At 42.4% G+C, this 12172-nt stretch carries 9 protein-coding genes and 1 pseudogene; 3 read left to right on the top strand and 7 right to left on the bottom strand.

The genetic code is table 11. The features are described from left to right. Positions 1-16 precede the first annotated feature (16 nt). The 3 genes from MAR181_RS12875 to MAR181_RS12865 all read right to left on the bottom strand — a co-directional run bounded on the left by MAR181_RS12875 (position 17) and on the right by MAR181_RS12865 (position 4907). On the bottom strand, positions 17-1324 hold the full coding sequence (locus MAR181_RS12875; protein WP_013797035.1) for a lysine N(6)-hydroxylase/L-ornithine N(5)-oxygenase family protein: 1308 nt from the start codon (positions 1322-1324) through the stop codon (positions 17-19). 65 nt (positions 1325-1389) lie between these two features. Next, positions 1390-2724, bottom strand: coding sequence for a salicylate synthase (locus tag MAR181_RS12870; RefSeq protein ID WP_144011245.1), 1335 nt, complete (start codon positions 2722-2724; stop codon positions 1390-1392). Between the two features lie 134 nt (positions 2725-2858). Next, entirely contained in the window at positions 2859-4907 is a 2049-nt protein-coding gene (locus tag MAR181_RS12865) for a TonB-dependent receptor (protein WP_013797033.1), read from the bottom strand. Positions 4908-5018: 111 nt separating this feature from the next. Between MAR181_RS12865 and MAR181_RS18130 the strand changes: the two genes are divergently transcribed. The 3 genes and pseudogenes from MAR181_RS18130 to MAR181_RS18630 form a co-directional block, all read left to right on the top strand. Continuing rightward, positions 5019-5936 carry a helix-turn-helix domain-containing protein gene (locus MAR181_RS18130; protein WP_013797032.1) on the top strand — a complete coding sequence of 306 codons (918 nt, stop codon included), beginning with the start codon at positions 5019-5021 and terminating at the stop codon, positions 5934-5936. A gap of 490 nt (positions 5937-6426) precedes the next feature. Further along, positions 6427-7758 carry an esterase-like activity of phytase family protein gene (locus MAR181_RS12855; RefSeq protein ID WP_013797031.1) on the top strand — a complete coding sequence of 444 codons (1332 nt, stop codon included), beginning with the start codon at positions 6427-6429 and terminating at the stop codon, positions 7756-7758. A gap of 107 nt (positions 7759-7865) precedes the next feature. Next, positions 7866-8200, top strand: a pseudogene (locus MAR181_RS18630) (ABC-F family ATPase); the annotation flags it as partial. Between the two features lie 35 nt (positions 8201-8235). Here MAR181_RS18630 and MAR181_RS12845 read toward each other — a convergent pair. The 4 genes from MAR181_RS12845 to MAR181_RS12830 form a co-directional block, all read right to left on the bottom strand. Continuing rightward, the gene (locus MAR181_RS12845; protein ID WP_013797030.1) at positions 8236-9186 is read right to left on the bottom strand and encodes a LysR family transcriptional regulator; all 951 of its coding nucleotides are present in this window, start codon (positions 9184-9186) and stop codon (positions 8236-8238) included. 373 nt (positions 9187-9559) lie between these two features. After that, entirely contained in the window at positions 9560-10234 is a 675-nt protein-coding gene (locus MAR181_RS12840; RefSeq protein ID WP_013797029.1) for a DUF1028 domain-containing protein, read from the bottom strand. Between the two features lie 13 nt (positions 10235-10247). Next, positions 10248-10667 carry a RidA family protein gene (locus MAR181_RS12835; RefSeq protein ID WP_013797028.1) on the bottom strand — a complete coding sequence of 140 codons (420 nt, stop codon included), beginning with the start codon at positions 10665-10667 and terminating at the stop codon, positions 10248-10250. A gap of 31 nt (positions 10668-10698) precedes the next feature. After that, on the bottom strand, positions 10699-11991 hold the full coding sequence (locus MAR181_RS12830) for a flavin-containing monooxygenase (RefSeq protein ID WP_216086344.1): 1293 nt from the start codon (positions 11989-11991) through the stop codon (positions 10699-10701). Between the last annotated feature and the right edge of the window lie 181 nt (positions 11992-12172).

Here is a 12172-nt window from a genome sequence, read left to right as displayed (position 1 = left end):
ATGGATCTTGTGATGGTCAGATAAGAGCGCTAGACACTTCTTTTTTCTTATTAGTTGAATTTAGGGCCTTGTATAGAGACGTGGTGATCTCTCCCGATCGTGTTGCCAGTATGGAAAGTAAGGTGTCACTAATCCCATGACTGTGTTCACAATACCCCTGTAGATAAATAGGCGTTTGTAGACGCGGGTCAGACAGTAGTCGGTAGTCTCTGTCGGCTTCAAAATCTTTTGTATAATCAGATATAGAGGAAAGCAGCTCACGGTGTGTATTTCGCTCGTAACCCGTAGCCAAAATGACCTGATCATAAACATTGGTTTCGGATGAACCATTAGATGAGTTGATGATTTTTAGTGAAATACCGTTTTCTTGAGTGCTAGAGGCTTCAACGTTCGTATTAGGCAAAAATCTGTAGCGAATATCGCCGGTGATTTTTTGTTTGTATAAAATGCTGTATATCTGTTCGATCATTGGCAAATCGATCGCAGCGTAATTTGTGTGATGATACTCTTTTAGCGTTTCGGCGCGGCTATGGTTTGTCATGTTGAACATGGCATCTGTTGCTTTCGGCGCGAATATCTCATTTACAAAAGGGCTTGAGTCTGAAGGCTTCAATGATGAGCCTCTGACGATCAAATCAATTTTTATAGATGGATCATTCTCGTAAATATCTAAGAATGCTTCTGCCGCACTTTGTCCTCCACCGACAATGGCCACTCTTTTCTCTGTGTTACAGGTAATAAGGTTTACAGATTTTAAATAAGTAGAGTGGTGAAAAACGCGTGAGTCGGTTTTTAAGGCTTTAAAAGGTTCTGGAATGTAAGGTTTTCCGCCTGTGCCAATGACCAGTGAGCGAGTGATGCGAGAGGTTTCTTTTCCATCATGATCACGAGAAAGTACATTCAATGAAGTGACAGTATCGCGTGTTTTGATCGGTTCAATCGCAATCACTTCAGCATCGTATTGGCATTGATGAGAAAACTGTTTAGCGACCCAGCGTAAGTAGTCATTAAACTCTAATCGGCTAGGGTAAAAGGTGCCAAGGTTAATAAAATCGTGTAAACGGTTGTGTACTTTTAAATAGTTAATAAAGCTGTAATAGCTCATTGGATTACGAAAGGAGACAAGGTCTTTAAGAAATGAAATTTGTAAATAGCTATTACCTGTAATGGTATTGCCATGCCAGCTGTAGTCCGCTTGTTTCTCTAAAAATACAGTGTTTAGGTTTTGTTTTTGTTCGTCTAATGCGATGGCTAAAGCTAGGTTAGATGGGCCACATCCGACCCCAATCAAATCAAAAAATTCTGGTGTGTTTGAGTATTGCACTATTTATATCCCTTAATTAAGTATGTGTTAGCTATTGGAATCTGTCATCAAGCAAATGGTTTGAACTATGCCATTTGCTTCATGACCCAAGGAGCAACACTGCTCAGTTTCTCCGTTGTCTCAGTTAACTCTCGCTCAGGAGTAGAGTTACTGACGATGCCCGCGCCAGCTTGCAACCAGGATTTGCCCTTATGGCCTAACAAACTTCTCAGTACCAGCGCTGCGTCGAAGGTGCCATCATGGCTGAGACGAAGAACGGCTCCCGCATACAGGCCTCTACTTTCAACTTCATTACGGCGTATTTCTTTAAAGGCAGGTTTTTTGGGGATTCCTGAAGCAGTAACAGAAGGGAATAGGCTTGCGAATGCATCCCATGGGTTCAATCCATCTTTCAATTCACCACATACTGTTGATGCAAGATGTTGAACAGATCCTCTTTCCTTTCGCTCCATGAACCGACGAACAACAATGGAAGGTTCATGGCAGACCGCTTTTAGCTCATTTGTTGCTAAGAAGACCGAAATGGCGTGTTCATGTGTTTCTTTTGGATCTCGGTATAGCTCGTTAAAACGAGAGATGTCTTCTGCAAAAATGCCATCTCTACGACGAGTTCCGGCAAGAGGTTCTGTCGTGACAATACGGTTTTTATCAATAGACATAACGAGTTCAGGGCTAAAGCCACTGGCTTGCCAATCGCCTAAATTCAGTGAAAAAGATCGAGCCGGTGTATTCTCTTTGCGACCACGCAACCAAGTAGCAACAAAGTCAGGTGAAAAGTCCAATTTTAGTTTTCTTGATAAAATGACTTTTTCTAACGTGCCTTTTTCTATTTGAGTCAATGAGTTATTGACCCATTGTTTGTATTCTTCACTATCTGGAATGGAGACGCCATTTGTTGAGGCGTTAGATACTTTGGGAGTATTTAGGAGTTCGTTGATTTTTTGTTTTAGGCTTTCGTCTTTAGTTTGTATTTCAGGAGTGTGTTGCCCTAATGACACGATCGCTTTAGGTTGAGATAAAAACAGTAGGGGGACTTTTCCGGCTTGCTCATCGTCATTGAGAACATTAGGTTCATTTACAGCGTATGCCAGTTCGAAACAGGCCCATCCGTTTGCTTGCCAGGCACCTTCCCATGAAGACAGCTCTGTGTTGAGTAATTCAAATAGTGTTTTATCTGTAGCTTCTACTACTAATGATTGACCCTTATAGCTGGACTCTAAACGGTCTGCATATAAAGTCACCGACCGTTCGATACCCCCACCGAACCAGCATTCGCCGTCTTTTTCATAAATCATATAGTCTTCAAAAAGCTTGCTGCTTGCTAATCTAGCGGCTAATTCGAACACATCATTTTTTGTGTTTGAGCTTGTTATATTTAGGTCTAGGGCAATATTACTCATGTTCAAAACTCCATCTCGACTGTCTGGTAAACATTTAAGTGTCAGCTCAATAGGATGCAAATAACTGAATTCCTTAACACATTGATAAAACTAGTTATTTGCACCTTCTTGATCGAATTGCTGATGTTTTCGGTTTAAAGTGCGTATTCCACTCCCACTAGGAAAGTACGTGGTTGTAACAATACGGCTGACGTTGAGCGTTGATAAATAATGGCGTCTTCATCGAATAAGTTGTCTATGCTTGCGAACCATTGGGCATCACCCATTTGGTAGGTAGCTCTTGCATTAGCAACAACATAAGCATCTGTTTTTGAGGCAGATTCGTTATTTGGGTAGGTGTAATACGCACCGGAATAACGAAGGTTTAGGTTGGTTGTCCAATTGTCTTTGTGCCAATCTAGGCTGATACTAGAAGTAACTGAAGGTGCAATCGCAAGATCATTACCTTCTAAACTGGTGTCGCTAGAAAACTCAACAATCTCAGTATTTAGAAAGCCTAAACTGCCTGATAGAGTAAATTCGTCTGACAGTATTGCTGTTAAGCCTTGCTCAAAGCCCCAAGTATTTACCTTGTCTACATTGGCAATTAAATACGAAAGGTCTTTATCGAAATCACCGCTTGAACTGTAGGCGAGCTGTAGGTCTTTATAGCGAGAATAGAAAAGGTTTTGGCTACTGCTTAGCTTGCCTTGTAAAAACTGTTGGCGGCTATAAATTTCATAGGTCCAAGAGGTTTCTTCTTTGAAATCATAATCCTGTACTGCAAATGAATTATCAAAATAGATTCCTGCTCCTCCAGCGTTGTAGCCTTTTGATATTTGTGCGCCCCAGCTAATCATTTCAGATTGTTGCCAATTGATGCCGACTTTAGGTAGAAATTGTGAATAATTTTCATCGTAATCAAAGTCGTTACTCGTTGCGCCATTACTGTAAACGCCACCATCGCGTTTTCTTGATTCATGCTCTTGACGCCCGCCCAATGATAGAGTGAGGTTATCTGATAAATTAAACGCCCCTTCAATATAAGCGCTGAGTGCTTCTGTATCGTCGTTATAACGATATTTGGTAGAGAACAATTCGGTATCTTCATCTTCTGCTGCGCTGTAGTAATAGATCCCAGCGACAAGACTTAAAGTTTCATTGCTATAGTGGAGCTGAGGCTCTAGGACTATCTCAGTGCTGTCAATGTCGACATTGGTGCCGTTGTCTGCAGTTGTCCGAACAAACTCTGCGTTTGTTAGTGAGCTATTTAATCGGAAATACGCGTCAGAGTTGAGGTCTTGTGAATAATCCAAGGATACTGTGTCAGCGATAGTATTATGATAAGCCTGTCCATCAAAAGTAGCGGCTTTTCTGTCTTCATAAGGAGCCGCTACGGTTTCTAGGTGTGGTCCTGCGTAGTCCGTATGAGATACCCCTAAAAGTAATCGTTTGTTGTCTTCTGAATCTGGTTCTATCAGTAACTTACCTCTGAGGTTCACACTTTCATACCGACTCACATCATCGACATTATCTGTTGATCCGTATTTAACCGTGGAATCTCTGTCTTTTAGGTCTGCAGACAAACGATAAGCCATGGTGTCATCATCACCAATGGCTCTGTTAACGGCTGCGGACAGTTCTTGTGCATCATAATTCCCAGCGGCGGCACGAAGTATGGTTTCGTCTTCGTATACAGGGTCTTTTGTTTTAATGTTAATCGTCCCTGCCATGGCATTTCGGCCAGATAGTGTGCTTTGGGCTCCACGCAGTACCTCGACCTTTTCTACATCAAATAAATTGATGTCACTGTAGACGACTTCATTAAAAGACAAAGGTCTGTCATCTACTTCGTAGTTGAGTCTTTGTCTGCCGCCTGCGTAAATGGCAATAGTATTTTGTGCTGCACCGGTACCGTCTATGCCTCGTACTGTGGCGGCTGTTCCTGTACCTTCTACTAAATTAACGTTAGATGTTGTGTTTAAAATGTCTTTGGCAGAGTTTAGGCCCGCTTGATTTTTAAGAGTGTCTTCATCATATATTTCAATACTTTGTGCACTCTCTTTGGCTGACTTGTCGAGCAACTCGGCACTTACAATGATGGCGTCTAAATTGATCGTGTCAGAGCTGTCATCAGCCATAGCGATTTCACTCATAAGAACCAGTGGTAATAACAGCTTTTTCAGGGCTTTCTGTTGAGTCATTAACTTCTCCAAAGAATCTAATTGATAATGCTTATCAATTAGATTAGCATCTATTTTTAGTTACTGACTACTCCAATAGCAGCGAAATACTCCAAAACAGGAGATAATTAAATGAAGTCTCAGGTCGATAATATGCAGAGAAAAGAGTCTGATATTTGGTTAAATGAAGTTGATGATTTTAACGTCAGAATGGCTGAATTAGATGCAACACCTTCTATTTCGGTGTCCGACAAAGAAGGCTTGGCAATGCTTGCCCATGCACGTTTTTCCCCGTTTGAAGGTGAAATTGAGGCGGCCCCTTTTTTAATGCTAACACTATGTACTGCAAAGGTTGGGAGAATGCATCGATTTGGTGAAGGGCCATCTCTTGAGGGTGTATTACGTCCTGGCACTTTCACTATGGCTTTGCCAGACACGTCAGTTTTTGGTTCTTTCCCCGGCACTGAAATGCTGGGTATTGCTGTGAATTTAAGCGCTTTAAATTCTCTTGCAGAACATACTTATACTACAGAAGATTTTATTCCAGCAGCCTCTCAATTGCATAACGATGTGTACCTTAGTTCAATTATGAATGCATTATGGCGTGATGCAGAACTACATGGGCTATCAAGTGCTTTTTTTGAACAAGGTCTGAATGTTATTCTCCAGCACTTGAGTAATGCTGAATATAAGCCGGTGTCGAAAAAACCGGTTTACTCTTTAAGTAAGCGACACCTTAAAACCGTACTTGAGTATATCGAAAGTAGAGTGTGCAGTGATGTTAGTGTTGCTGAATTAGCCACATTAGTTGGACAAGATACTCAAAGTTTTACTCGTTCATTTTCCGCGGCCACAGGGTACACGCCTTATGCGTATTTTACCTTGCGTAGAATGGAACACGCCAAGCGCCTAATATGTCAAGGGAACTTAAATATCACTGATGTGGCAATCAGTATTGGCTATTCAAATCCAAGTAAATTTTCAGCAGCTTTTCGACGAATTGTTGGTGTGACTCCAAATACATGGCGTAAGGAACATATTAAACAATAAAATTCACCCATTAACCTCAAATCCTCTCGTCGCCAACAACAGCTTGTAGGTCTGGTCGGCGAAGCGCCATCAGACATTGCGATATCGGCAAATAAATTTAAATTCGCACAATTCAAAACACTGATCTATGATGAGCTGAACGTAAGGGATGTACGGCTAGATTGATAAGGATTTTTTCTGCTTTTTTATCTCTCTTCAAAATTCTATTCACACGCTTGTTTTGATCGCACGCTTTTTCTGGGGTGGTGAGTCATTATGTTATTTCAATGGGTTACCGAGCTTGAATTAAAGGGGTCTGAACCCTTTAATTGAGTCTTAGTAGACTTATTCGTACCTTCCTTAATCTTATGTTTATTTAGTCAAGATCAATACTGTTCAGGTGTAATGGAAATAACATGCCCCTGTAATTTTTATTTCATGAGCTGGCCTTAGTCTTTGACTCCTGTACTGCTGATATTTTCACGTAGCTTAAACATAAAAGGAGTCATCCATGTCTCGTTTAGCCATTGTTCTCGCTTTTACTAGCTCAATAACAGCGTTTAGTTTTTCCTCAGTAACCTTTGCTGAGTTGGTACCTGAGTATGACGCGACACTAACTGCTCATGCACAATTACCAGCTCAAACCTTCGTATTACCGCCGAAGAATGCGCCGCATTATTTTAATCAGTCGGGTCGTTTTACCTCGAAAGATAATCATCGTGTTGACACGAGTTATGGGATTTATGATGAGGTAACAGGCTTGTCTCGTCCTTTTCCAGGTCAACCTTTACAGGGCTTTTCTGGTATCCGCTCGCTTGGAAATAATCGTTTTCTTGTTCTGACCGATAACGGTTTTGGAACAAAAGCGAACTCGGCGGATGCCATGCTGATGTTCCATGAAGTTAAACTCGACTGGAAAGTCGGTCGGGTGATGGTGGAGAAAACCATTTTTCTATCAGACCCAGATAACAAGGTGCCTTTTCCTATCATTGATGAAACCGGTGAGTACCGTTATTTGACCGGCGCAGATTTTGATATCGAGTCAATTCAACCTGTTGAGGATGGCTACTGGTTTGGTGATGAATTTGGCCCTTGGTTGATCAAAACCGATAAATCGGGAGTGATTCAAAATGTGGTTGCTACTAAGACGGATGAAATGCTTTATGTTTCTCCGGATAATGCTTTTGAACGCTTGCCTAACCCAGATGAAAATGGGTCTACAATCATCACTAAGCGATCTGGTGGTTATGAGGGAATGGCAATCTCAAAAGATGGGAAAACATTATATCCACTGTTAGAAAAACCCATTTTTGACACTAAAACAGAGACTACCGAAGTCATCAATGATCAGCCAGTGTTACGGATTTTGGCATTTAATAAAGAAACCCAAGAATGGTTAGACGGTGTTCGTTATTATCCACTAGCGGCAGCGAATCATGCCATTGGCGACTTTAATATGATTGATAAGCATCGTGCTTTGATTATCGAGCGAGATAGTGGTCAAGGAGATCCTCGTGAAGGTTGGTCCAAAAAGCCAGCGCAGTTCAAACGAATCTACCTGATCGATTTACGCGAGATGGATGCTCAACATGTGTTGCGTAAAATTGCCTATATCGATTTGATGAAAATTAAAGATCCTGATGGCATTGCACCACGCGGCTCACATAACGGCGTGTTCAGCTTTCCTTTTGTGACGATTGAAGATGTCGATCGAGTGGATGAAGATACAATCGTTGTCGCAAACGACAATAATTACCCATTCTCCGTAGGTCGTCAGCAAGGGAAAGCTGATGATAATGAGTTCATCTTGCTAAAGGTCGCAGACTTCCTAAAAGCAAAATAATAAAAGTGGAACAATTACTTATGAATATGGGACTTGTTCCAGTACTTCTGGGCCGTGGGCGAATTAAAGCAATTAAAGGAAGCAATTAAAGGGGTCTGACCCCTTTAATTGCTCGTGGCATTTTGGGGCGTATGTTGTTGTCTTCTGATGACATTAAGAAGAGAGCGAAAGTCTGTTCTGGTGGTGAGAAAACCCCTTTGCTGTTTGGCAAGATAATCATGCAACTGCCTAACGTACTGATAATGGACGAGCCTACTAACCACTTAGACATGGAGTCCATTGAATCTTTGAACATGGCGCTTGATATGTTCTGATATTCGTCAGCCATGACCGTGAGTTTGTTTCCTCTCTTGCTACTGAAATCATTCAAATCAAAGACAAGAAGTTGGATCATTTCCGAGGCCACTACGATGAGTTCCTTGCTAGTCGTAGCGAAGGTTAAGCATTTAAAACATCCTCGTTTGGAGGAATTTTCTTTTAAACGGCTGTTTTCCTTTCCGCTGAGCTCTCTTGGCTTGGCGTCAATATGCCGGATGCAAAGTTTTTTAGAACCTCCACAAACGCTTCTGCTGCTGGCGTAAGCTGCGATTGTTCTAATTTCGCGACGCCCATCGTTAATGGCATAAGTTCTTCTTTTAATGGAATTGACGCGAATTTTGTTCCGTCCAGCGCGACATTACTGTGCACTGGCGTATTAAAAATCGAATAACCGAAACCGTTTGCGACCATGCCCCTCACCATGCCTAACGAATGAGCATTATGGCTAATCATAGGTTCGATTCCTTGACCAATAAATAGAGAGCTAAAATATTCTCGGCTCATTGGCCAATCCAACATCACCATTGGGTGTTTTGCCAGTTCATGAATAGAGACTTGTTTTTTCTTAGCTAACGGATGATTCAGCGCTACAACGACATAAGGGGGAAGGCTGATAAGAGGGGTAAATTCAATATTGGCTGGAAGCTGCATATCGTAAGTGATTGCCAATTCGTATTTACTGTTAATGAGCCCTTGGATCAAATCTCTTTGGTGCATTTCATCGCATTGCACGTTTACGGCAGGGTATTGATCAACAAACTCTTTAAGCATCGAAGGCATCATTAAAGAAGTAAATGTAGGGAAGCCTACAATACTCAAAGAACCGGAAACTTCCGTGCCAAGCGTTTGAGCAAATTGAGACAGATCATCCGCCCCTTTTAGTAATGCTTTTGCTTTGTGGAAAAATTGCCATCCTTGAGTGGTCAGAGACAACCCTTGAGCATGGTGACGAATAAACAATTGTAAGCCTGTAACGTCTTCAAGATGATGGATCGCAGAGGAAATCGAAGGCTGGGAGACAAACAAAAGCTCGGCTGCTTTAGTGACACTGCTGTGTTCTCCGGCAAGGACAAAGTAGGTCAGCTGTTTTAGTGTAAATTTGTTCGCCATTGGTTGTACCCCTAATTATGGTCTATTGCATCAACTTGGTTTAGCACGCATTTTGACGTATTGCCTTAGTCGTCGTTAGCATTGATAAAACAAATACTAACCGTGACTGGGTTTTGAATTTTAAATGCAATTGTTTTGCCAATTTTTGAAGCTACAAACGTCGCATAGTTGCGCTTTTTCACATCAAAATGCGGCGTTTTGTAACCTTGAGGTAGGTTTTGCTTTATGACAGTGCGCGCGCAGCGTATCGGTCTTGTGCATTGACCTTAATGAGATCAATGCACAAGAGGGCGGAAGAAGCATAGGTTAACAGGAGGCGTCGGTTAAGAAAGCATGTCGGTTAAGAAAAAGCGGGCAATGGTTACAAATCTCTCTACAAGTCACCCGGTACACCGTAGCTTGCAGCGTGTGCTGGAGACTCGGCTCGCAATATGTAATCGTTCATTTGAGGTTCATACATGTCGAGCAAAATCTGAAGCTCTGACAGAGGAGCGTCTTGCCAGTCCACTCTCAAGTCCACTATAGGCCAACTTGGGTTTGAGTAAACTTGTAGCCCTGCCGATTGTACTGAACCCGCTTCGCCACCTGCGTCTAACCCTGCTTGTAACGCTGAAAGCAGTCGTTGTGGGAGGGGCAAATCTTCATTACTTTCGAAGGAAGCGATCATTGCAGCGGGAACGTCAGAGTTATCCAAAAGGTTTCCCATGGCAATACACGCATTGCCAGACGCTTCGTTATAGATTCCTAGCGCATTTTCTCCGCTGAATGTAACGCCTTCGCCCTGAGCATTTAAAATGCCCAGTTGGCGATATTCAATATAGGTTTCGTGCTCTTTTAGCTTTTCAAGCGTCTCTTCAGGTGTGGCTCCGGAGCTTAATTGCTCAAGACCGAACGGACCTAAAGCAGGGTTCGTGACGTTTTGTGTCAACACGACACCGACGTCGGATTTTGCGAATGCACACCGACTTGCAACACAAATGCTGGATGATGTGATTGCGCTTCCCACCATGCCTGTTTTTTTACAGTAACCTGCGATAGAAAAGGTCATATTGGACTCCAGTTTATACGTCGCTTTCAGGGATAACTGCGATAACATCAATTTCCATCAACCATTCAGGCTGCGCCAATCCGGCCACGACTAATCCAGTTGAAATGGGATAGACACCTTTCAACCATTTGCCGACTTCTTTATAGACGGGCTCTCTGAATCTTGGATCAGTTATATAAGTGGTTGTTTTCACTATATGCGTTAAATTCGAACCACATTCCTCCAGCAATTGTTTGATGTTTTTCATGGCTTGCTCTGCTTGAGCTTGAGGGTTACCTAGGCCAATAAGGTTACCGTCAAAATCAGTACCTACCTGACCGCGAACATACACGGTATTGCCTGCCACAACGGCTTGGCATAGATCATTATCAAGCGATTGGTTAGGGTAGGTTTCTTTAGTATTAAACATACGAATTCGAGTATGAGTCGGCATGTATTTTTCCTATTAACGGATGATGATGGAGTTAGGCAATTTCAACGCTTGGTTCTGGAACATGGCATTCGTACTCGTGATACTTTCTTTGAGTTTCAATGTGATCTGCGATGTATTTTGCATCGTGCCAGCATCCCCAGATGAAACTTGATCCACGACGAGATAACCAAGGCAACCCCACGAAATAGATTCCAGATAACGCAGTGACGCCTCGTTGGTGTTGTGGAGCACCTTTATCATCAAAAACGTCTAAATCCAGCCAACTGTAATCTGACTTAAAACCGGTTGCCCAAATAATAGTGGTGATCCCTGATGCGGCTAAATCCAGCTCACGAATTGGATTTAGCATGCATTCTGGCTGAGGTAAAATTCGTTTTGCACTGGGCTCTTCTGGGAGATCTAAGCCATTTTTCTCGATGTAAGCATCCGCTTCTTCTAGCAATGAAAGATAGTTTTCATCACCTTTCTCAATGTTTTGAACAAGATCATTTGAAAAACTCAGTGTGCCATTGGTGAATGCATGGGTGCGTCCTAATAGCGTGATATTGTTATTGGCAAGTTCTCTGAAATCGATTGTTATACCCTTGTGTGCGCCGCTTACGGCGATCGTAACGTGTTCTGCATCCGGCGCAGCAGCGGGCGCATCCCATTTGCCCAACACGCCAAGCCACCATACAAAATCTCGGCCACGATATGAACGCGGAGGACGGTCATGTGGGCCTACAGAAAGGTAGACCTTTTTACCTGATCGGTTTATTTCATCCGCAATTTGAACACCTGATGAACCTGCCCCCACGACAAGTACGGCGCCAGAATCAAGCTGCTCTGGATTAAAATAATGAGATGAGTGGAGCTGTTTTAGGTTGGTAAGCTCGGGCACGATCGGGGGGATGGATGGCTTCTGAAATGGCCCAGTTGCGCACACAATACGTTTGGCTTTTATGCACCCTTTACTGGTTTCGATTGCATACCCTGCTTCCCCCTGAAGCGTTGAGACCTGCTTTACCGTGACGTCGGTGTAAACCGGTAAACTAAACTTTTCAACATACTCTTCAAAGTAACGCGCCACGCGTTCTTTACTTGGAAATGCATCAGGGTCAAGCTCTTCAAATTGAAGATTTGGGAAGCGATCGTGCCATGCAGGGCCATTGGCGACCAGCGAGTCCCAGCGTTGAGAACGCCATCTTTCTGCTATCCGATCTTTTTCTACAACAATATGCGGAACATTAAGGGCAGTAAGGTGCTCACTGGTTGCAATCCCTGCCTGACCTGCGCCAATTACTAGCGTATCAACTACTGTGTTATCTAATTTCAATTTAGTCACCTTTATGCATAAGATTTTTGCACTGATGACTGGAAGGTTACGGTAGGTCGAATTATTAATAAAATACGATTATCTAAATCCTTGAATTGAAAAATTTTATGTAACCTTGATCGAATTAATAAAACTTATTTAGGAGTTTATTTAATTATAATTTAGGTTTAATTGATAAATGGGTATGTTT

The organism is Marinomonas posidonica IVIA-Po-181 (assembly GCF_000214215.1).
Taxonomy (GTDB): Bacteria; Pseudomonadota; Gammaproteobacteria; order Pseudomonadales; family Marinomonadaceae; genus Marinomonas; species Marinomonas posidonica.
The sequence above is the reverse complement of the archived record's forward strand: the minus strand, read 5'-3'. Positions and strand labels throughout refer to the sequence as shown.

Coding starts and splice junctions, on each gene's coding strand:
- MAR181_RS12870 (WP_144011245.1), bottom strand. CDS start 2,724: ATGAGTAATATTGCCCTAGACCTAAATATAACAAGCTCAAACACAAAA.
- MAR181_RS12865 (WP_013797033.1), bottom strand. CDS start 4,907: ATGACTCAACAGAAAGCCCTGAAAAAGCTGTTATTACCACTGGTTCTT.
- MAR181_RS18130 (WP_013797032.1), top strand. CDS start 5,019: ATGAAGTCTCAGGTCGATAATATGCAGAGAAAAGAGTCTGATATTTGG.
- MAR181_RS12855 (WP_013797031.1), top strand. CDS start 6,427: ATGTCTCGTTTAGCCATTGTTCTCGCTTTTACTAGCTCAATAACAGCG.
- MAR181_RS12845 (WP_013797030.1), bottom strand. CDS start 9,186: ATGGCGAACAAATTTACACTAAAACAGCTGACCTACTTTGTCCTTGCC.
- MAR181_RS12840 (WP_013797029.1), bottom strand. CDS start 10,234: ATGACCTTTTCTATCGCAGGTTACTGTAAAAAAACAGGCATGGTGGGA.
- MAR181_RS12835 (WP_013797028.1), bottom strand. CDS start 10,667: ATGCCGACTCATACTCGAATTCGTATGTTTAATACTAAAGAAACCTAC.